The organism is Actinoplanes sp. CA-051413 (assembly GCF_050955795.1).
GTDB lineage: Bacteria > Actinomycetota > Actinomycetes > Mycobacteriales > Micromonosporaceae > Actinoplanes.
The window spans coordinates 2,272,503-2,292,934 of sequence record NZ_CP192100.1 but is presented as its reverse complement, the minus strand read 5'-3'; the positions used below and the strand labels follow the sequence as shown (position 1 = coordinate 2,292,934).

21 protein-coding genes are annotated in these 20,432 nt (G+C 70.8%); 8 read left to right on the top strand and 13 right to left on the bottom strand.

The window, feature by feature from the left end; translation table 11 throughout:
* Position 1 precedes the first annotated feature (1 nt).
* Both ACQP2Y_RS10945 and ACQP2Y_RS10940 read right to left on the bottom strand, forming a co-directional pair.
* On the bottom strand, positions 2–745 hold the full coding sequence (locus ACQP2Y_RS10945) for a maleylpyruvate isomerase family mycothiol-dependent enzyme (RefSeq protein WP_433726912.1): 744 nt from the start codon (positions 743–745) through the stop codon (positions 2–4).
* A 37-nt stretch (positions 746–782) separates the two neighbouring features.
* Positions 783–2,501, bottom strand: a complete 1,719-nt coding sequence (locus tag ACQP2Y_RS10940) for an IlvD/Edd family dehydratase (RefSeq protein ID WP_360814532.1) — start codon at positions 2,499–2,501, stop codon at positions 783–785.
* A gap of 83 nt (positions 2,502–2,584) precedes the next feature.
* Here ACQP2Y_RS10940 and ACQP2Y_RS10935 point away from each other — a divergent pair, with 83 nt between their 5' ends.
* The 6 genes from ACQP2Y_RS10935 to ACQP2Y_RS10910 all read left to right on the top strand — a co-directional run bounded on the left by ACQP2Y_RS10935 (position 2,585) and on the right by ACQP2Y_RS10910 (position 7,729).
* The gene (locus ACQP2Y_RS10935; RefSeq protein WP_433726910.1) at positions 2,585–3,319 is read left to right on the top strand and encodes an IclR family transcriptional regulator; all 735 of its coding nucleotides are present in this window, start codon (positions 2,585–2,587) and stop codon (positions 3,317–3,319) included.
* On the top strand, positions 3,316–4,188 hold the full coding sequence (locus ACQP2Y_RS10930) for an SMP-30/gluconolactonase/LRE family protein (RefSeq protein WP_433726908.1): 873 nt from the start codon (positions 3,316–3,318) through the stop codon (positions 4,186–4,188). The genes ACQP2Y_RS10935 and ACQP2Y_RS10930 overlap by 4 nt, the downstream gene beginning before the upstream one ends.
* Positions 4,185–5,027 (top strand): fumarylacetoacetate hydrolase family protein, encoded by an 843-nt coding sequence (locus ACQP2Y_RS10925; protein ID WP_433726906.1) that lies wholly within the window; start codon positions 4,185–4,187, stop codon positions 5,025–5,027. Before ACQP2Y_RS10930 ends, ACQP2Y_RS10925 begins: the two co-directional genes overlap by 4 nt.
* Positions 5,027–6,046, top strand: a complete 1,020-nt coding sequence (locus tag ACQP2Y_RS10920; RefSeq protein WP_433726904.1) for a zinc-dependent alcohol dehydrogenase — start codon at positions 5,027–5,029, stop codon at positions 6,044–6,046. The genes ACQP2Y_RS10925 and ACQP2Y_RS10920 overlap by 1 nt, the downstream gene beginning before the upstream one ends.
* A 42-nt stretch (positions 6,047–6,088) precedes the next feature.
* Positions 6,089–6,826: an SDR family NAD(P)-dependent oxidoreductase gene (locus tag ACQP2Y_RS10915; RefSeq protein WP_433726902.1), complete on the top strand. Its 738-nt coding sequence runs from the start codon at positions 6,089–6,091 to the stop codon at positions 6,824–6,826.
* Positions 6,827–6,907: 81 nt separating this feature from the next.
* Positions 6,908–7,729: a hypothetical protein gene (locus ACQP2Y_RS10910; RefSeq protein WP_433726900.1), complete on the top strand. Its 822-nt coding sequence runs from the start codon at positions 6,908–6,910 to the stop codon at positions 7,727–7,729.
* Between the two features lie 58 nt (positions 7,730–7,787).
* On the opposite strand, the gene ACQP2Y_RS10905 is transcribed toward ACQP2Y_RS10910, so the two are convergent.
* Genes ACQP2Y_RS10905 through ACQP2Y_RS10870 form a run of 8 tightly spaced genes read right to left on the bottom strand, consistent with a single transcriptional unit; the run spans position 7,788 to position 14,363 of the window.
* Complete coding sequence (locus ACQP2Y_RS10905; protein ID WP_433726898.1) at positions 7,788–8,228, bottom strand: metal-sulfur cluster assembly factor; 441 nt, start codon at positions 8,226–8,228, stop codon at positions 7,788–7,790.
* Positions 8,225–8,686 carry a Fe-S cluster assembly sulfur transfer protein SufU gene (sufU, locus tag ACQP2Y_RS10900; protein ID WP_433731894.1) on the bottom strand — a complete coding sequence of 154 codons (462 nt, stop codon included), beginning with the start codon at positions 8,684–8,686 and terminating at the stop codon, positions 8,225–8,227. Before sufU ends, ACQP2Y_RS10905 begins: the two co-directional genes overlap by 4 nt.
* Positions 8,683–9,912 carry a cysteine desulfurase gene (locus ACQP2Y_RS10895; protein ID WP_433726896.1) on the bottom strand — a complete coding sequence of 410 codons (1,230 nt, stop codon included), beginning with the start codon at positions 9,910–9,912 and terminating at the stop codon, positions 8,683–8,685. The genes sufU and ACQP2Y_RS10895 overlap by 4 nt, the downstream gene beginning before the upstream one ends.
* A 14-nt stretch (positions 9,913–9,926) precedes the next feature.
* The gene (sufC, locus tag ACQP2Y_RS10890) at positions 9,927–10,691 is read right to left on the bottom strand and encodes a Fe-S cluster assembly ATPase SufC (RefSeq protein WP_433726894.1); all 765 of its coding nucleotides are present in this window, start codon (positions 10,689–10,691) and stop codon (positions 9,927–9,929) included.
* Entirely contained in the window at positions 10,688–11,020 is a 333-nt protein-coding gene (locus tag ACQP2Y_RS10885; RefSeq protein ID WP_433726892.1) for a non-heme iron oxygenase ferredoxin subunit, read from the bottom strand. Before ACQP2Y_RS10885 ends, sufC begins: the two co-directional genes overlap by 4 nt.
* Positions 11,017–12,150, bottom strand: a complete 1,134-nt coding sequence (gene sufD, locus ACQP2Y_RS10880; protein ID WP_433726890.1) for a Fe-S cluster assembly protein SufD — start codon at positions 12,148–12,150, stop codon at positions 11,017–11,019. Before sufD ends, ACQP2Y_RS10885 begins: the two co-directional genes overlap by 4 nt.
* A gap of 42 nt (positions 12,151–12,192) precedes the next feature.
* Positions 12,193–13,626, bottom strand: coding sequence for a Fe-S cluster assembly protein SufB (gene sufB / locus ACQP2Y_RS10875; protein WP_433726888.1), 1,434 nt, complete (start codon positions 13,624–13,626; stop codon positions 12,193–12,195).
* On the bottom strand, positions 13,623–14,363 hold the full coding sequence (locus ACQP2Y_RS10870) for a helix-turn-helix transcriptional regulator (RefSeq protein WP_433726886.1): 741 nt from the start codon (positions 14,361–14,363) through the stop codon (positions 13,623–13,625). Before ACQP2Y_RS10870 ends, sufB begins: the two co-directional genes overlap by 4 nt.
* Positions 14,364–14,470: 107 nt before the next feature.
* Between ACQP2Y_RS10870 and ACQP2Y_RS10865 the strand changes: the two genes are divergently transcribed.
* Complete coding sequence (locus ACQP2Y_RS10865) at positions 14,471–15,409, top strand: COX15/CtaA family protein (protein WP_433726884.1); 939 nt, start codon at positions 14,471–14,473, stop codon at positions 15,407–15,409.
* Positions 15,410–15,411: 2 nt separating this feature from the next.
* Here ACQP2Y_RS10865 and ACQP2Y_RS10860 read toward each other — a convergent pair whose 3' ends face one another.
* From ACQP2Y_RS10860 to ACQP2Y_RS10850, 3 genes are all read right to left on the bottom strand, one after another.
* Complete coding sequence (locus tag ACQP2Y_RS10860; protein ID WP_433726882.1) at positions 15,412–16,335, bottom strand: helix-turn-helix transcriptional regulator; 924 nt, start codon at positions 16,333–16,335, stop codon at positions 15,412–15,414.
* Between the two features lie 215 nt (positions 16,336–16,550).
* Positions 16,551–16,847, bottom strand: a complete 297-nt coding sequence (locus ACQP2Y_RS10855) for a hypothetical protein (protein WP_203763057.1) — start codon at positions 16,845–16,847, stop codon at positions 16,551–16,553.
* Between the two features lie 227 nt (positions 16,848–17,074).
* Complete coding sequence (locus tag ACQP2Y_RS10850; protein ID WP_433726880.1) at positions 17,075–18,037, bottom strand: heme o synthase; 963 nt, start codon at positions 18,035–18,037, stop codon at positions 17,075–17,077.
* A gap of 334 nt (positions 18,038–18,371) precedes the next feature.
* Here ACQP2Y_RS10850 and tkt point away from each other — a divergent pair, with 334 nt between their 5' ends.
* On the top strand, positions 18,372–20,426 hold the full coding sequence (gene tkt / locus ACQP2Y_RS10845; protein ID WP_433731892.1) for a transketolase: 2,055 nt from the start codon (positions 18,372–18,374) through the stop codon (positions 20,424–20,426).
* The last annotated feature ends 6 nt before the right edge of the window (positions 20,427–20,432 follow it).

The window sequence follows — 20,432 nt, the reverse complement described above, 5'->3', positions numbered from 1 at the left end:
GCTATTCCGTGTCGGTCCAGGCCAGGAACTCCTCGACGGCCTCGCGGTCGCCGTCCACCTCGATGCTCTCCAGCGGGATCCGCTTGTAGATCGCCAGCACCAGGTCGCTGGCCGAGCCGCGCATCGTCGCCAGCGGCTCGCCGCTCGCCGCCGGGCCGGACTTGGCCCCGGACGGGGTGAGGTCGACCAGCCAGGTCGGGCCCTCGACCGCCGACAGCGCGATCCGGGCCGGCCGGTGCGGCCAGGCGCCGATCGAGCCCAGGGTCACCACCAGCAACTCGTCGATCGTGTCGACGGCGACCGCGGCCGGGACCGGCTCCGGCTTTCCGACGGTCTCCTGGGCGTCCCACGCGTGCACCGCGGCCTCCTGAACCTGGTGGCGGGCCACCGCACCGGAGGTCATCGGCGCTTCCGTGGCGCCCCACCACGTCCAGCAGTCGCGGTCGGGGCCGGCCACGCGCAGCGCGTCGATCAGCAGCCGGGTCGACTCGGCCGACCATTCCACCAGGTCACCGACGGGGTCACTGGTGACGAACTCGGGCGCGCTGTCGGCCGGGCCGGCCGCCACCACCTCGGCCCAGAACCGCTGGACGGCGCCGAGGTGCGCCACCAGGTCGCGCAGGGACCAGTCGGGGCAGCCGGGCACGCGCGCCGCGGTGTCACCCGTGGCGACCGCCTGACGGAAGGCGGCGGAGCGCTCGGCGATCAGGTCCAGCAGTTCGGGGAAGGGAAGCAGCTGCGTCATCCCGATGGTCTACCACCGGCGTGCGACAAGTTTCGGCTCAATGCGATTCCCGGCTCACCTCGTCGCCGCTGGAGCCGACGAGGAAGTCCAGGTCGGCGCCCACTTCGGCGCCCAGGACGGTGTCCACGTACAACTTCTGCCAGCCGCGGTCGGGACGGGCCAGCGCGGCCAGCAGGGCGGCGGACGGCTCGCGGGCGGCCAGTTCCTCGTCCGGCAGGTCGACCGACAGCTGCCTGTTCTCCACGTCGAGGATGATCCAGTCGCCGTCGCGGACCCGGTCCAGCGGTCCCCCGGCGGCGGCCTCCGGGGCCACGTGCAGCACGACCGTCCCGTACGCCGTACCGCTCATCCGCCCGTCGCAGACCCGGACCATGTCGCGGACGCCCTGGTGCAGCAGCTTGGTCGGCAGTGGCATGTTCGCCACCTCGGGCATGCCCGGGTAGCCGCGCGGCCCGCAGCCGCGCAGCACCAGCACGGAGTCCGCGTCGACGTCGAGGTCCGGCGCGTCGATGCGGGCGTGGAAGTCCTCCACCGAGTCGAAGACGACCGCCCGGCCGCGGTGCCGCAGCAGGTGCGGGCTGGCCGCGGCGGGCTTGATGATCGCGCCGGCCGGGGCCAGGTTGCCGTGCAGCACCGCGATGCCGGCCTGCGGCAGCAGCGGCTTGTCGCGGGTGCGGATGACGTCCTGGTCCCAGATCTGCGCCTCGGTCAGCGACTCGACGAAGGGCCGGCCGGTCACGTCGATCGCGTCCGGGTCGAGCAGGTCGGCCACCTCGCGCAGCACCGCGGCCAGGCCACCGGCCCGGTACAGGTCCTCCATCAGGTACTTGCCGGCGGGCTGGAGGTCGACCAGCAGCGGGACGTCCGCGGCGATCCGGTCGAAGTCGGCCAGGGTGAGCGGCACGCCGAGCCGGCCGGCGATGGCCAGCAGGTGCACGACGGCGTTGGTGGAGCCGCCGAGCGCGGCCAGCGCGACGATCGCGTTGTGGAACGAGCCGGTGGTCAGCACCCGGCTGGGCCGGCGGTCCGCGGCGATCATTTCCACGATCAGCCGGCCGGTCTCGTGCGAGCGGGCCAGCAGCCGGCTGTCCGGCGCCGGGGTGCCCGCCGTGCCGGGCAGCACCGTGCCGAGGGCCTCGGCGAGCAGGCCCATGGTCGAGGCGGTGCCCATGGTGTTGCAGTGGCCGCGGCTGCGGATCATCGAGGACTCGGACTCGAGGAAGGCGGCCTGGCTCAGGGTGCCCGCGCGTACCTCCTCGGAGAGCCGCCACACGTCGGTGCCGCAGCCCAGCGGGGTGCCGCGGAACGTACCGGTGAGCATCGGGCCGCCCGGAACCACGACGGCCGGCAGGTCGACGGAGGCCGCGGCCATGAGCAGCGACGGGATGGTCTTGTCGCAGCCGCCGAGCAGCACCACGCCGTCGATCGGGTTGGCTCGCAGCATCTCCTCGGTCGCCATCGCGGCCATGTTGCGCCAGAGCATCGCGGTCGGCCGGACCTGGGTCTCGCCGATCGACACGACGGGCAGGTTGAGCGGGACGCCGCCGGCCTCCCAGATCCCGCGTTTGACGTGCTCGGCGACCTCGTCGAGGTGGCTGTTGCAGGGGGTCAGGTCGGAGGCCGTGTTGGCGATGGCGATCTGGGGCCGCCGGCCCTCGAAGGCCGAGTTCGGTGATCCCCGGCGCATCCAGGCGCGGTGGATGTAGGAGTTGCGGTCCTGGCCGGCGTACCACTGGGCGCTGCGCAGTTCAGGCATATAACTTCCAATAATCGGAACGCTGGGTGCCTATCTGGAATATCCGGTACGGTACGCCAGTGCCCTCGGATACCGCACCCCCCTTGGTCGGCACGGATCGGGTGCTCGCCGTTCTCGCCGAGCTGGCTGGCCATGCCGACGGCGCCTCCCTGGAGGAGCTGACCAGGGCGGTCGCCAGTCCCAAGCCCACTGTGCACCGCGCCCTGGCCTCGTTGTGCCGATTCGGCTTCGCCGCCCGCAACGGCCACGGCCGGTACGTGCTCGGTGACGAGTTCCTGCGGCTGGCGTTCGCCCACCACGAGGCCCGCCCCGACCACCTGCGGATAGCCCCGGTGCTGACCGCGCTGACCGAGCGTTACGGCGAGACCGCCCACTACGCGGTGCTCGACGGCCACACGGTGGTCTACCGGGCCAAGGTCGACCCGGCCGCCGGGGCGCTGCGGCTGAGCTCCACGGTCGGCGGGCGCAACCCGGTGCACAGCACGGCGGTCGGCAAGCTGCTGCTGGCGTACGCGCTGCCGGACGACGACGCGGTCACCGCCTGGGTCGGCGACCGCACCCTCCCCCAGCGCACGCCACACACCCTGACCAGCGCCGAGGCCCTCGCCACGGAGCTGCGGACCATCCGCGCCCACGGGTACGCCGTCGACGACCAGGAGAACGAGCCGGGCATCGTCTGTCTCGCCGTACCCGTGTTCCTCGCGTCGCCGACCCGGCCCAGCGGTGCCGTCAGCGTCTCCGCGCCGGTCTCCCGCACCCCGCTGGCGACCCTGGTCGCCGAGGTCCAGGCCATCCGGGCCACGGTGGAGGCCCGATGAACCGGACCGCCGAGGTCGCCTCCACGCAGAGCTTCCTGCTCGGCGAGGGCCCGGTGTGGGACGCCCCGCGCGACCGGCTGCTCTGGGTCGACATCGACGCCGGCACGGTGCACGAGGGCCGGCTCGACGGCGACCGGGTGATCGTCACCGGCACCCAGAAGTGGGACCGCACGGTCGGCGCGGTGGTCTGCTCGGCCGCCGGCGAGCTGCTGGTGGCGGGCGCGGAAAGGCTGCTCACCACGCCGCCGACCCGGGTCGTCGCCGCCGGCTCCGGCCGCCGTCTGAACGACGGGGCCTGCGATCCGGCGGGCGCGTTCCTGGTGGGCACGCTCGCCCTGGGCGACACCGAGGGCGAGGAGACCCTGGTACGCCTGGAGCGCGACGGCTCGCTGACTCTGCTCGACGACGACCTCAACCTGTCCAACGGTCTGTGCTGGAGCCCCGACGGCAGCCTGCTCTACAGCATCGACAGCGTCCCGGGCATCGTCTGGGTCCGTTCGTACGACGCGGCCACCGGCGTCACCGGGCCCCGCCGGGAGTGGCTGCGGATCACCGACGGGCTGCCCGACGGCCTGTGCGCCGACGCGGACGGGCACCTGTGGATCGCGATCTGGGGCGCCGGTGAGGTGCGCCGCTACACCCCCGACGCCCGTCCCGCCGGGGTCGTCACGGTCGCGGCCCCGCACACCACCAGCGTCGCGTTCGTCGGTGCCGGCCTGGACCGGCTGCTGATCACCACCGCCACCGCCCACCTGAACGCGGACCAGCTGGCCGCGCACCCGCTGTCCGGCCGGCTCTTCCTGGCCGACGTGGGGGTCGCCGGGCTGCCGGTGACCCCGTGGGCCGGACCCAACCCTGGAGAGACATGAAGCTGATGCGCATCGGCGACGCCGGCCTCGAACGCAGCGTCGTCCGCGTCGACGACGACACCTACGTCGACACCGCCGACCTGGAGGGGTTGTTCTTCACCGCGCCGCAGGAGTTCCGGCAGGCCGTCGAGGCGCGGATCGCCGCCGGGCAGGTACGCCCGTTCGCCGGGGAACGGGTCGGCGCGCCGATCCCCCGCCCGCACCAGATCCTCTGCATCGGGCTCAACTATCGCGACCACGCCGCCGAGACCGGGCAGGCCGTGCCGGCCGAGCCGATCCTGTTCACCAAGCCGCCGAACACGCTGGTCGGGCCGTACGACCGGGTGCGGCAGCCGCGCGGGTCCACCAAGCTGGACTGGGAGGTCGAGCTGGGCATCGTGATCGGCCGGCGGGCGAGCTACCTCGACGACCACGACGCCGCCCGCGAGGCCATCGCCGGGTATGTGGTCAGCAACGACATCAGCGAGCGGGCTTTCCAGATGGAACGCGGCGGGCAGTGGTCGAAGGGCAAGTCGGCCGAGACGTTCAACCCGGCCGGACCGTGGCTGGTCACCCCGGACGAGATCGCCGACGTCAGCGCGCTGGGCATGTGGCTGGACGTCAACGGCGTCCGGCGGCAGACCGGCAGCACGGCCACGATGGTCTTCGACCCGTACGAGATCGTGCGCTACCTGAGCCAGTTCCTGGTGCTGGAGCCCGGCGACCTGATCAACACCGGCACCCCGCCCGGCGTCGGCATGGGCTTCGACCCGCCGGTCTGGCTGCGCCCCGGCGATGTCATGGAGCTGGGCATCGACGGACTGGGCAGCCAGCGCCAGACCGTGGTGGCCGCCCGCTGATGCGCGCCTTCGTGATCACCGGGCCGGGCCGGGCCGAGGTCCAGGAGGTCGAGCCGCCGGCGGCCGGTCCCGGTGAGGTCGTGGTCGACGTCGAACGGGCCGGCGTGTGCGGCACCGACGTGGAGTTCTTCAGCGGCGCGATGTCGTACCTGCACACCGGCCAGGCGAAGTACCCGATGCGGATCGGCCACGAATGGTCCGGCACGGTCAGCGCCGTCGGGCCGGGGGTGGCGGAGACCTGGCTCGGCCGGCGGGTCACCGGTGACACCATGCTGGGCTGCGGGCGCTGTGCCCGGTGCCGGTCCGGGCGGCAGCACGTCTGCGCCGACCGGTACGAGATCGGCGTACGCAACGGCTGGCCGGGGGCACTGGCTGAGCAGTTGCCCGTACCGGTGAAGGCTCTGCAGGCCCTGCCCGAGCAGGTCGACGCGGCGCTGGGTGCCCTGGTCGAGCCCGGTGGCAACGCGCTGCGCGCGGTCCGCGGGGCGGCCCTGCCGCCGGGCGGGCGGCTGCTGATCCTGGGCCCAGGTGCGATCGGCCTGCTCACGGCCCAGATCGCGCTCGCCCAGGGCGCCGACGTGCACCTGCTCGGGCGCAGCGAGGCGTCGCTGGCGTTCGCCGCCTCGGTGGGCTTTCCGCAGGGCTGGACCGCCGAGACGCTGCCGGACCTGGCCTGGGACGCGGTCATCGACGCGTCCAACGGCCCGGAGCTGCCGGCGCTCGCCGCCGAGCTGGTCGAGCCGGGGCGGCGCGTGGTCTACGTCGGGCTCTCCGCCGAGCCCAGCCTGATCGACTCCCGGACGCTGGCCCTCAAGGACGTCACCGCCGTCGGGGTGCTCAGCGCCTCCGGTGGGTTTGCCGGGACGGTCGAGCTGTTCGCTTCGGGTGAGGTCGATCCGCGTCCGCTGGTCGCCGCCACCGTCGGGCTCGACGACGTGGCCGCGGTGCTGGCCGGCGAACGCCGTCCCGGCTGGGGCGCCGGACCCAAGATCCACGTCGATCCCCGGCTCCGGTCATGACCGGCAGCGCAGGATCACCGCCTGGCCGTTGGAGGCCCACTCATGACTGAGTTCGCCGGACTCACCGCGATAGTCACCGGTGCCGCCAGCGGAATCGGGGCCGCGACCGCCGCCCTGCTGCGCGAACGCGGCGCCCGGGTGGCCGGCCTCGACCTGGTCGAGCAGGACGCCGACCTGTCGGTGGTCTGCGACGTCGGCGACAACGCATCGGTGGACGCGGCCGTCGCCACGGTCGCCGAGCGATGCGGCCGCATCGACATCCTGATCAACAACGCCGGCATCGGCGCGGTCGGCGACGTCACCGCGAACAGCGACGACGAGTGGCACCGGGTGCTCAACATCAATGTGGTCGGCATCGCGCGGATGTCGCGGGCGGCGCTGCCGTACCTGCTGGCCTCGCCGAGCGCCGCGATCGTCAACACCTGCTCGATCGCGGCACCGCTCGGCCTGCCGCAGCGGGCCCTGTACTCGGCCAGCAAGGGCGCGGTGGCCTCGCTGACCCTGGCGATGGCCGCCGATCACGTCCGGCAGGGCGTACGGGTCAACGCGGTGGTGCCCGGCACGGCCGACACCCCGTGGGTGGCCCGGCTGCTGAACGCGGCCGAGGATCCGGCGGCGGCCGCGGCCGCGTTGCGCGGGCGGCAGCCGACCGGGCGGCTGGTCACGGCGGCCGAGATCGCCCACGCGATCGCCTATCTGGCCAGCCCGCTGGCGTCCGCGACAACGGGCACGCTGCTGGCGGTCGACGGCGGCATGACCGGGATCCGCCTGCCCAGTTGAGACCGTCCACCGGGGACAGCGGCGCACGTCGATCGTTGTTAGCGTCTGGGGCGCATCATCGCCGAGATCACCGGGGGACCCATGTCGAGATTGCGCACGCTGGCCGGCCTGGTCGTGCTGGCGGCCACCGGGCTGCTGGTCCCACCCACCGCGGCCCAGGCGGCGACACCGCCGCTGCGGGCGAACATCACCTGCGACGCGCAGACCGGTGCCGTCAGGACGTGGGCCTCCGGCACTCTGTTCACGCCGGGGACCCCGCCGGCGCCTGTGACCGTCGAGTTCCAGCGCCGTGGCGGGACGGTTGTCACGGCCACGACGTCCGCGCCCCTCAGGTCGGCGGCCCAGCCCCTGGCGGTCAAGACCATGAGCACCAGTACGGGCGAGGTCAACGCGACCGGCTACAAGACCACCTTCAACCCGGTGACCTCACTGTTCTACCGGGAGAACCTCCTGGTGACGTTCAAGAACGCCGCCGGCATCGCCCTGACCAGCCTCGAGGTGTCCTGCAACCACGATCAGCGGACCACGGTCACGCTGACGTGCGATCCGGCCGAACGCACGGTGGCCGCGACCGTCACCGGGGTCAACGGGCAGGCCGGCTCCCCGGACGGTGCCGGACGTCCGGCCCGCATCGGCTACCACATCGTGCGGACCGAGCAGACCGAGCAGTACGACCCCCGGTTCCGCTCCGAGCTGGTCGGCGGCGCCTGGGACACCGAGCGCCGGCTGACCCGGGCGGCCGACGGCACCTGGTCCGATCCCGGCTATGTCCACTCACGGAGCGGCAGCACCCCGTACTACTACGCCGAGGAGCTGACCGTCGGCGTCTTCGACACCTACGGCGCCATCGTCGGGTGGGGCACCGCCAGGTGCACCCTCTTCGACGGATCCGTGACGGCGTAAGGACGAGAAACGCCGGGTCAGCGAGCTGACCCGGCGTTCCTGACGATACGGTGCTGTCTCAGACGTTGAAACCCAGCGCGCGCAGCTGCTCGCGCCCGTCGTCGGTGATCTTGTCGGGGCCCCACGGCGGCAGCCACACCCAGTTGATCCGGAAGTCCTTGACCAGGCCGCCGCCCGGCCCGGTGGTCAGCGCCTGGCGGGTCTGGTCCTCGATGACGTCGGTCAGCGGGCAGGCCGCCGAGGTCAGCGTCATGTCCAGGGTCACCACGTTGTCGTCGTCGACATGCGCGTCGTAGACCAGGCCGAGGTCGACCACGTTGATGCCGAGCTCGGGGTCGACGACGTCCTTCATCGCCTCCTCGATGTCGGCGACGGTCGGCTTCGACACGACCGTGCCGGGCGCCGCCTCCGCCTCCGCCACCACGGGGGCCGTCGCGTCGTCGGGACCCGCCGTGTCGGCCGCGTCCGAGGCGATCTCTTCCAGCGTCTTGTCCGTCATGCTGTCTTCACCTCCGGGCTCACGCCCACACCGGCGCGCGCCGCGGCGTCCTTGAACGCCATCCACGGCAGCAACGCACACTTGACCCGGGCCGGATAGCGCGCCACACCGGCGAACGCCACCCCGTCCCCGAGCACTTCCTCGTCGGGCTCGATCTGGCCGCGGCTCTGCATGAGCGCGACGAACGCCTCCTGCACCGGGGCCGCCTCGTCCACCGTGCGGCCCTGGAGCAGCTCGTGCAGCACGGACGCCGAAGCCTGGCTGATCGAGCAGCCGATCCCGTCGTACGAGATGTCCTTAAGGGTGGAGCCGTCGACGGCGACCCGGAAGGTCACCTCGTCGCCGCAGGTGGGGTTGACGTGGTGCGCCTCGCCACCGAACGGCGCCCGCAGGCCCTTGCCGTGCGGATGCTTGTAGTGGTCCAGGATGATCTCCTGGTACAGCTGGTCGATCATCAGGCGAACACCTTCCGCACCTGCTCCAGACCGCGCGCCAGGGCGTCGATCTCGTCGGTCGTCGTATAGAGGTAGAACGAGGCCCGGGTCATCGCCGGGACCCCGAACCGCGCGCACACCGGGCGCGCGCAGTGGTGCCCCACCCGCACCTCAACACCGAGGTCGTCGAGAATCTGCCCGACATCGTGCGGGTGCACACCTTCGACCTCGAACGAGACCGTGCCGCCGCGGCCTTCCGGGGTGCCCGGGCCGAAGACCCGGACGCCCGGCACGTCCGCGAGAGCTTTCAACGCGTACGCGGTGAGCTCCTGCTCGTGCCGGTGAACGTTCTCCATGCCCAGCGCCGTCAGGTAGTCCACCGCCGCGCCCAGGCCGATCGCCTCGGTGATCGGCGGGGTGCCGCCCTCGAAGCGCGCCGGCGGCGCGGCGAACGTCGTGCCGCCCATCGTCACCGTCTCGATCGTCGATCCGCCGGCCAGGAACGGCGGCATGGCCTCCAGCAGCGCCATCCGCCCCCAGAGCACCCCGATGCCGGTCGGGCCGAGCATCTTGTGCCCGGTGAACGCGATGAAGTCGGCGCCCAGCTCGACCACGTCGAGCGGCAGGTGCGGCACCGACTGCGAGCAGTCCAGCATGACCAGCGCGCCGACCTCGTGGGCCCGGGCGACGATCCGCGCCGGGTCGTTGATCGTGCCCAGGATGTTGGACATGTGCACGATCGAGACCAGCTTGGTGCGCTCGTTGACCAGCTCGCCGAGGGTCGACTCGTCGAGCCGGCCCTCGTCGGTGACGCCGAACCAGCGCAGGGTCGCGCCCGTGCGCTGGCACAGCAGCTGCCACGGCACGAGATTGGAGTGGTGCTCCATCTCGGAGACCACGATCTCGTCGCCGGGGCCCAGCTTGAGCAGATCCGCCGACGTGTACGCCACCAGGTTGATCGCCTCGGTCGAGTTCTTGGTGAACACGATCTCGTCGGGGCTGGGCGCCCCGATGAAGGCGGCGACCTTCGCGCGGGCATCCTCGTACGCCGTGGTGGACTCGGTGCCGAGCGTGTGCACGGAGCGGGACACGTTGCCGTTGTACTGCTCCTGGTGCGCCCGCATGGCGTCGAGCACCTGGCGCGGCTTCTGCGAGGTGTTCGCGCTGTCGAGGTAGACGAGCGGGTGCCCGTTGACCTCCCGGCTCAGGATCGGGAAGTCGGCACGCACCCGCGCCACGTCGAAGGTCATGATCGCCCCGATCCTCAGGCCCGCGCGCCGGCCACGTAACGCTCGTAACCTTCGGCCTCGAGCTGCTCGGCGAGCTCCGGGCCGCCCTCCTGGACGATCTTGCCGGCCACGAAGACGTGCACGTAGTCCGGCTTGATGTAGCGCAGGATGCGGGTGTAGTGGGTGATCAGCAGCAGGCCGGCCTCGCCGGACGCGCGGACCCGGTTGACGCCCTCGCTGACGACGCGCAGCGCGTCGATGTCGAGGCCGGAGTCGGTCTCGTCGAGGATCGCCATCTTCGGCTTGAGCAGCTCGAGCTGCATGATCTCGTGGCGCTTCTTCTCACCGCCGGAGAAGCCCTCGTTGACGTTGCGCTGGGCGAACGCCGGGTCCATCTGCAGCTTCTCCATGGCGCCGCGCAGCTCGCCGGCCCAGGTGCGCAGCTTCGGCGCCTCGCCGTCGATCGCGGTCTTGGCGGTGCGCAGGAAGTTGGCCACCGAGACGCCGGGGACCTCGACCGGGTACTGCATGGCCAGGAACAGGCCGGCCCGGGCGCGCTCGTCGACGGTCATCGCGAGGACGTCCTCGCCGTCGAGGGTGACCGTGCCGCCGGTGATCTCGTACTTCGGGTGGCCGGCGATGGAGTAGGCCAGGGTCGACTTGCCGGAGCCGTTCGGGCCCATGATGGCGTGCGTCTCGCCCGACTTCACGGTCAGGTCGACGCCGGCCAGGATCGGCTTCAGCTCGCCCTCGGGCAGCTTGACCGACACCTGCAGGTCGTGGATCTCGAGGGTGCTCACGGCATGACTCCATTACTCGGCGTGGTCGAAACGTAGATGTCGCCGTCGCGGATCTCGACGGGGAAGGTCGCCACCGGCTCGGTGGCGGGCAGGCCGCTGGGCTCACCGGTACGCAGGTCGAAGCGGGAGCCGTGCAGCCAGCACTCGAGGGTGCATCCGTCGACCTCCCCCTCGGAGAGCGCGACGGCGGCGTGGCTGCACTCGTCCCGGACGGCGTAGAACTGGTCGTCGTCGGCGTGCACGACGGCGATGTCCACGCCGTCGAGCTCCGTGGTGATGACGGAGCCCTTGGCGACATCCGCGGCCGGGCCCACTAGCTCGAAACTCATGAACCCGCCTTCGCCAGCCTCGCCTCGATGGCGTCGCCCAGGCGCTCGCGCAGCTCCTCGACCGGGATCTTGTTGATCAGCTCGGCGAAGAAGCCGCGGACCACCAGCTTGCGCGCCTCGGACTCGGGGATGCCGCGGGCCATCAGGTAGAACAGCTGCTCGTCGTCGAAGCGGCCGGTCGCGCTGGCGTGCCCGGCGCTGACCACCTCACCGGTCTCGATCTCGAGGTTCGGCACCGAGTCGGCGCGGGCGCCGTCGGTGAGCAGCAGGTTGCGGTTGATCTCGTACGTCTCCGTGCCGGTGGCCGCTGCCCGGATGACCACGTCGCCGACCCAGACGGTGTGCGCCGACCGGCCCTGCAGGGCGCCGCGGTAGCCGACGTAGCTGCGGCAGTCGGGCACGCTGTGGTCGACGAGCTGGCGGTGCTCGACGTGCTGGCCGGCGTCGGCGAAGTACAGGCCGTAGAGCTCGGCCTCACCGCCGCGGCCCGCGTACTCCACGCTGGCGAACTGCCGCAGCAGGCTGCCACCGAGGCTGACCTGCACGTGGACGACCTTGGCGTCGCGGCCCACCTTGAACTTGACGTGCTGGGCCTGCACCGCCTCGGCGTCCCACTCGGTGAGCGTGACGAAGGTGAGCTGGGCGCCGTCGCCGAGCACGACCTCGACGTTGTCGGCCAGCGTCGCCGCGCCGGTCTGCTCCAGCACCACGGTCGCCTGCGCGAAATTGCCCAGCTTGACGTAGGTCCGGGCGGCGGCCGCTTCGAGGCCCTGCCCGACGACCCGGATGACCACCGGCTCGGCCGCGACGGTGTCGGCGGCGACGTCGATCAGCGTCACGTGCGCCGCCGAGCCGTACGCCAGCGCGCTGATCCGGTCGAACGGCGTCAGCACCGCCTCGACCTTGCCCGCGTCGACCTGGGTGACCGACACGCCGGCCGGCAGGTCGCCGGGCGCGAAGCCCGGCGCCGACCCGGTCAGCGTGGTCGCCGTGACCAGCTCCTTCAGGCGCTTGATCGGCGTGAAGCGCCACTCCTCCTCCAGGCCGTTGACGGCCGGGAAGTCGGTGACGTCGAAGGAGCGCAGCACCTGCGACTTGGTGCTCGGCGGGGCCATGGCCTCGGTAGTCATCTCGTCCTTTGCGTCTGCGTTGCGTCGGCCGGGGGCTTCTTTTTAGCCCACAGCCCCTTCCATCTGGAGCTCGATCAGGCGGTTGAGCTCGAGGGCGTACTCCATCGGGAGCTCCTTGGCGATCGGCTCGATGAACCCGCGCACGATCATCGCCATGGCCTCGTCCTCGGTCAGGCCCCGGCTCATCAGGTAGAAGAGCTGGTCGTCACTGATCTTGGAGACGGTCGCCTCGTGGCCCATCGACACGTCGTCCTCGCGGATGTCCACGTACGGGTACGTGTCCGAGCGGGAGATCGTGTCGACCAGCAGCGCGTCGCACTTGACCGTGCTGGCGCTGTGGTGCGAGCCCTCCATGACCTGCACGAGGCCGCGGTACGAGGTGCGGCCGCCGCCCCGGGCGATCGACTTGCTGATGATCGACGAGGAGGTGTGCGGCGCGGCGTGCACCATCTTGGCGCCGGCGTCCTGGTGCTGGCCCTCACCGGCCATCGCGACGCTGAGCACCTCGCCCTTGGCGTGCGGGCCGGTCATGTAGACGGCCGGGTACTTCATCGTCACCTTGGAGCCGATGTTGCCGTCGACCCACTCCATGGTCGCGCCCTCTTCGCAGGTGGCGCGCTTGGTGACCAGGTTGTACACGTTGTTCGACCAGTTCTGGATGGTCGTGTACCGGCAGCGGGCGTTCTTCTTGACGATGATCTCCACGACCGCGCTGTGCAGCGAGTCGGAGGAGTAGATCGGGGCGGTGCAGCCCTCGACGTAGTGGATGTAGGCGCCTTCGTCGACGATGATCAGCGTCCGCTCGAACTGGCCCATGTTCTCGGTGTTGATCCGGAAGTAGGCCTGCAGCGGGATGTCGACGTGCACACCCTTCGGCACGTAGATGAAGGAGCCACCCGACCACACGGAGGTGTTCAGCGCGGCGAACTTGTTGTCGCCGACCGGGATGACCGTGCCGAAGTACTCCTTGAAGATGTCCTCGTGCTCGCGCAGCGCCGTGTCGGTGTCGAGGAACAGGACGCCCTGCTCCTCGAGGTCCTCACGGATCTTGTGGTAGACGACCTCGGACTCGTACTGGGCCGCGACACCGGAGACGAGGCGCTGCTTCTCGGCCTCGGGGATGCCCAGCTTGTCGTACGTGTTCTTGATGTCGGCCGGCAGGTCGTCCCAGGTGGCGGCCTGCTTCTCGGTCGAGCGCACGAAGTACTTGATGTTCTGGAAGTCGATGCCGGTGAGGTCGGCGCCCCAGTTCGGCATGGGCTTGCGGTCGAACAGGCGCAGGCCCTTGAGCCGCAGGTCGAGCATCCACTGCGGTTCGTTCTTGAGCGCGGAGATGTTGCGCACCACCGCTTCGGACAGGCCGCGCTGGGCGGTCGCCCCGGCGGTGTCGACGTCGGCCCAGCCGTATTCGTACTTGCCCAGGGCGGCGAGGTGCTCTTCCTGGGTGACGACGGGCTGGACGATCTGCTCGGTCATTTATCTGTCCTCACAGTGGTGGCGGTCGAATCGGTTGTGCTGATCGCGCGCGGCGGGGTGGGGATGTGCGTGGTGCACACCCCGTCGCCGTGCGCGATGGTGGCCAGGCGCTGCACGTGGGTGCCGATGAGCCGCGAGATGACCGCGGTCTCGGCGTCGCACAGCTGGGGGAACTCGGCGGCGACGTGCGCCACCGGGCAGTGGTGCTGGCACAGCTGCCCGCCGGACGCGATCGTCGTCGCGTTGGCAGCGTAACCCTCGGCGGTCAGGGCCTCCGCGAGCGCCTCCGCCCGCGCGATCGGGTCGTCGCCGGCCTCGAGCAACGCGGCCCGGCAACGCTCCTCCAGGGCCGAGACCTGAGAGGTGGCGAAGGCGGTGACCGCCTCCGGGCCGCCGTGCTCGGCGATCCACCGCAGGGCGGCGGTGGCGATGCCGTCGTAGAAGTGCGGGAAGCCCTCCCGGGCGGCCGCGGTGAGCACGAACGCCTTGGCGGGCCGGCCCCGGCCGCGCGGGCCCTGCGGCCGGGTCTCGCGGACCTCGACGAGCTGGTCGGCGAGCATCGCGTCGAGGTGCTTGCGGATGGCGGCGGGGCTGAGCCCGAGCTGGGCGCCGAGCTCGGCGGCGGTGGCCGCCCCGCTCTCGAAGAGCAGCTGGGCGACCCGGTCACGGGTGCGCGCGTCAGCGGAAGGGGCCACAACGGCCACTCCCTTGCTCCGCGCCAGCACTCCGTTTTTCACTACGCCAACGTTACGTAATTCCTGGAGTCCCTGCAAACCGGCACCCTGGTGATCCAGGACACCGCGTGCCCCGGGCGCGCTCAATCAAGATCAAATTCCGGCGTACGATGCCAGAGGTGAGCAATGGCACCCTGCTGCGCCGACTGGCCCTGGCCTCGCTGATCGCCAACATCGGCCTGGTGGTCACGGGCGCGGCGGTCCGCCTGACCAGATCGGGCCTCGGCTGCCCCACCTGGCCCAAATGCACCGAGGAGTCGTACACGACGACCCCGGAGATGGGCATCAACGGCGTCATCGAGTTCGGCAACCGGGTGCTCGGCATCGTGCTGGGCCTGATCGCTCTGGCCTGTTTCATCGCGGCCCTGCGGCAGAAGCCCCGGCGCCGATCGCTGATCCTGCTGGCCCTGGCGGCGGGGCTGGGCATCCCCGGCCAGGGCGTGATCGGCGGGATCACGGTGCTGACCGACCTGAACCCGTGGGTGGTCGGCCTGCACTTCCTGCTCTCGATGGCGCTGATCGCGACCACGTACGCGCTCTGGAAACGCACCCGGGAGGGCGACCGCCCCCGCCGCACCCTGGTCCGGACCCCGCTGCCGACCCTGGCCCGGCTGACCGCCCTGGTCAGCGGGGCCGTGATCGTGGTCGGCGTGATCGTCACGGGCAGCGGCCCGCACGCCGGCGACGAGAACGCCAAGCGCAACGGCCTGGACCCGGCCACGATCTCCCAGGCCCACGCCGACCTGGTGTTCCTGCTGATCGGGCTGTCAGTGGGCCTGTGGTTCGCGCTGCGCGCGGTGAAGGCCCCGGCCCCGGCGATCCGGGCGGCAGGCGTCCTGATCGTGGTCGAGCTGTCCCAGGGCCTGATCGGCTTCGTCCAGTACTTCACCCACCTGCCGGTGATCCTGGTGGGAGCCCACATGCTCGGCGCCTGCCTGGTCTGGGTGGCGACGCTGAGCGTGCTGTGGAGCCTGCGCGAACGCCCGTTCCACGAGTCACCGCAGAGCGCCCCACCCGTCCCGGCCGCGATCCCCGAGCCCGTCGCCTGACTTCAGTGCTCGGCCACCCAGTCCCGCGGGTCGCCGAAGTTCAAATCGCCCACCCCGGCATCCGCGAGCGCCCCGACCACAACGGTGCGGCGGTAGGCAGCGAACGTGAGCACATGAGCGATGAGCCCGCCGTACGTGTAGACCTGCGGCGGACTGCACTGCGCATGCACGAAGGTGTCATCGAGCCGGCCCTCAGCGACGGCCCGCCGTACGTGGGTCAGGAAAGCCGGACCCACCTCCCCGAGCCGGTCCCGCATGCCGGCCAAGCTCTCATTCCGCTCGACCTCCCAGTCGTAGTCGCGTAGCGCGAGAGCCCGGTTCCACATGTCCATCTGACCGATGAGCCGCGACAGCAGCGAACGCACCGTGGGATCGTCGTCCACCTGCCCGGCCGCCGGCACCGGCCGGTCCAGGAGGCGGCCGTCCACGGCGCCGGCCTGGGTGACCAGTTCCCCGAGCAACCAGACATGGTGCTCGACCATCTTGCTGACCAGATCCATCGAACTCGCCTCGCTTCCTTCGTTGTGGTGGCGGGCGGGCATCCTCAGGCCCGCCGGCGGATGAAAATGCACCCCGCTGGGTGCAGCGAGCAGCACGGCGGTGGGAGCTTGGCGCCACGCCTGCGGCGTCAGGCCGTACGCGCGGGTGAAAGCTCTCGTGAACGCTTCGTGGGAGCCATAGCCGGCCTCGACGGCGACGTCGAGGATTCCGGTGTGGGTGTCGAGCAGGCGGAAGGCGGCGCGCTCTAGCAGCACCCGGCGCCGGAACCGGGCCGGGGTCTCACCTGAGGCGGCGGCAACCAGCCGATCAAGGTGCGAACGGGAAAGGTGCAGCCGGCCGGCCAGGGCGTCGCTGTCGACCTCGTGGTCGTCGAGGCAGTCGGCGACCCCGGAGAGAAACACCGCGAAGGTGTCGGACGGATTCACGTCCCTGAGCCTGCCAGCGTGGGGTGGGCGGTCGCTTGACCGTTCTTACCAAGCTCAGCGGTGCTGTGCTGGGCGTTCGGCCGGCTCGCGCCCCCACCCGCCGACGACCGGACGCCCTCGCCCCAAGACCCCGGACATACGAAAGCGGCCCGGAAAGTTTCCGGGCCGCTGTAACGGACAAGGACTGTATGTGAGGAGGCGGAGTAACCCCGGGCTCAGCGCGCCATGCTTCGGCGGGACATCGAGCGCCACAGGTCGTTGCTCGGGCGCATCTGCTCCATGAGCTCCCGCTCCCATGCGTTTTCCACTTCGACGCCTGCTGTTTCGCATGCCTTGCGGGCGACGTCGGTGCCGTCGGCGGCGAACTGGTCGGTCCACTCGCCGTCCTCGCCGACCAGGACGATGCGGGCGCCCCGCTTGCCGACGTACTCGATGACCGCCTTCGCGCCGCCGTGGCCGACGGCGAACGACTTGATGTCGGCGGTCAGTGTCGTATCGGAACCTTCTGCCATGACTCGCAGCCTAGGCAGACTTCCGGCCTTGGCAAGCACACCCAGTGCGTTTTTGTGATGGCAATTACCTGCGGGTTTAAGCGCTACGGACATTGTTTTCGACCGATACTGCCCGAATTGCACCCCCGGTCAGGTTCCACCTAACGGGGTACGGAGCGTGACCTCGCTAACGCAAATAACGGGCATTCTGTGCGACGTGCGTGAATGTCATCACGCATTGCCACCACTCAGACGAGTGCGTCGACCGCCACCGCGATGAACAGAATCGTCAGATACGTGTACGACCAGTGGAACAGCCGCATCGGCTTGAGCGGCTCCCCGCGCCGTGAGCGCAGCACCAGCCGCACCGCCTCGGACAGGAAGATCGCGCCCGACAGCACCGCCGTGACGCCGTAGATCGGGCCCAGGCCCAGCGGCCACGCCGCCAGGGACGCCACCAGCATCAGCACCGTGAAGATCAGGATCTCGGCGTTGACCCGGCCGGCCGAGCGCACCACGGGCAGCATCGGGATGCCGGCGCGGGCGTAGTCGTCCTTGTACTTGATGGCCAGGGCATAGAAATGCGGCATCTGCCAAAAGAACACAACCGCAAAAAGCGCCCAGCCCAGCGGGGCCACCGAGCCCGTCACCGCGGCCCAGCCGATCAGCACCGGGGCCGCCCCGCAGATGCCGCCCCAGAAGGTGTTCGCCGGGGTACGCCGCTTCAGCCACAGCGTGTAGACCACGTCGTAGTAGAAGATGGACGCCGCCGTCATCGCCGTGGCGAGCCAGTTGGTGAAGGCGCCCATCAGCACGACCGACACCACCGCCAGCACCAGGCCGAAGATCAGTGCCGAGCGCGGGGTGACCGTGTGCGCCGGCAGCGGGCGCCGCTTGGTGCGCCGCATCAGCTGGTCGATGTCGCGGTCGATGTAGCAGTTCAGCGCGCTCGCCGCGCCGGCCGCCAGGGAGCCGCCGACCAGCACGACCGCCATCAGCCACAGGCTGGGCCAGCCGCCCGCGGCGAGCATCATCGCCGGGATCGTGGTCACCAGCAGCAGCTCGACGATCCGCGGCTTGGTCAGCGAGACGTACGCCTTCACCACGGCGCCGATGTCGCGGCGACCTCCCGGCCGGCCCGCCGTGGGCGGGACCGCCTCGAGAAGACCGGGCGACCGCCCCTGGTCGGGACGCTCGGTGATCATGCTCACGGACAGCCACCTTCCGGCATCGGCGAGGGTGTGGAACAGAGCCGTGGCCGATGGGGACCGGCCGGCACGTTCGATCAGACTACGCGCAGCCCGGGGCGCCCTCCGGTCGACCCGGCACGGGTGTACGGCGTCACAGGCCGCAAGGTTCACTGTCCGCTCTCAGCGTATGGGCCTGTGCCGTTCCCCGGGCGGGGGTTTACCGGGAATGGATAGGGTCAAGTCAAAAGGATTCGACACACCATGCCCGAGGAGCGCAACCGACGTGGCTGCCAAAGACGATTTGAACTGGTCCGACCTAGACCGCCGGGCGGTCGACACCGTCCGGGTGCTGGCCATGGACGCCGTCGAGAAATCCGGTAACGGCCACCCCGGCACGGCGATGAGCCTCGCGCCCGCCGCGTACCTGCTCTTCAACCGGGTCATGCGCCATGACCCGACGGATCCGCACTGGGCCGGCCGGGACCGCTTCGTTCTCTCCTGTGGCCACTCCAGCCTCACCCTCTACATCCAGCTCTATCTCTCCGGCTACGGCCTGGCGCTGGACGACCTGGCCGCGCTGCGCCAGTGGGGCTCGCTGACCCCCGGGCACCCGGAGTACGGCCACACCCCCGGCGTCGAGGTCACCACCGGCCCGCTCGGCCAGGGCATCGGCAACGCGGTCGGGATGGCCATGGCCGCCCGCCGCGAGCGCGGCCTGTTCGACCCGAACGCCGACGGTGACTCGCTGTTCGACCACAACGTGTACGCGCTGTGCTCCGACGGCGACATCGAGGAGGGCGTGAGCCACGAGTCGAGCGCCATCGCCGGCGTGCAGAAGCTCGGCAACCTCACGCTGATCTACGACGACAACGAGATCTCCATCGAGGACGACACCCGGATCGCCAAGAACGAGGACGTCGGCGGCCGGTACGCGGCCTACGGCTGGGACGTCCGGCACGTCGACTGGCGCAAGGGTGACCCGGACAAGGGCACCGAGTACCAGGAGGACGTCGAGGCGCTGTACGCGGCGATCAAGGCGGGCCAGGAGGTCACCGACCGGCCCACCTTCATCGTGCTCAAGACGATCATCGGCTGGCCCGCGCCGAACAAGCAGAACACCGGCAAGATCCACGGTTCCGCGCTGGGTGAGGACGAGGTCCGCGCGACCAAGGAGATCCTCGGCTTCGACCCGAACAAGACCTTCGACGTCGCCGACGAGGTCCTGCAGCACGCCCGCCAGGTCGTCGAGCGCGGCCGCGCCCTGCACGCCGAGTGGGACAAGTCCTTCGAGGCCTGGGCCGCGAGCAACGCCGAGGGCAAGGCCCTCTTCGACCGGCTCTCGACCCGTACGCTGCCGCAGGGATGGCACGAGGCGCTGCCCGAGTTCCCCGCCGACGCCAAGGGCATCGCCACCCGCGCCGCCTCCGGCAAGGTCCTCGACGCGCTGGCGCCGGTGCTGCCCGAGCTGTGGGGCGGCTCGGCCGACCTGGCCGAGAGCAACAACACCACCATGAAGGGCGAGCCCTCGTTCATCCCGAGCGAGTACGCCACCAAGGCGTTCCCGGGTCACGAGTACGGCCGCACGCTGCACTTCGGCATCCGCGAGCACGGCATGGGCTCGATCCTCAACGGCATCGTGGCGCACGGCGGCACCCGCCCGTACGGCGGCACGTTCCTGGTCTTCAGCGACTACATGCGCGGCGCCGTCCGGCTGTCCGCGCTGATGAAGCTGCCGGTCACGTACGTGTGGACGCACGACTCCATCGGCCTGGGCGAGGACGGCCCGACGCACCAGCCGATCGAGACGCTGTCCGCGCTGCGCGCCATCGTCGGCCTCGACGTGGTCCGCCCGGCCGACGCCAACGAGACCGCGTGGGCCTGGCGCGGCGCCCTGGAGCACACCGACCGGCCGACCGCGCTGGCGCTGTCCCGGCAGAACCTGCCGACCATCGACCGCAGCAAGTACGCCTCGGCTGAGGGCACCCTCAAGGGCGGTTACGTCATCTCCGACGCGACTGGCGGCGAGCCCAAGGTCATCCTCATTGGCACCGGCTCCGAGCTGTCCATCTGCCTCACCGCGCAGGAGCGGCTGGAGGCCGAGGGCACCCCGACCCGGGTCGTGTCGATGCCCTGCCAGGAGTGGTTCTTCGAGCAGGACACGGCGTACCAGCAGCAGGTCCTGCCGCGCGGCGTCAAGGCCCGGGTGACGGTCGAGGCCGGCATCCGGATGAGCTGGGACCGCCTGCTGGGCGAGGCCGGCGAGGCGGTCAGCATCGAGCACTACGGCGCCAGCGCCCCCGCCAAGGTGCTGTTCGAGCAGTTCGGGTTCACCGCGGACAACGTGGTGGCCAAGGCCAACGCCGCCCTCGCCAAGGTCGGCGAAATCACCGGTCACACGACCGGAAACTGAGGAGTA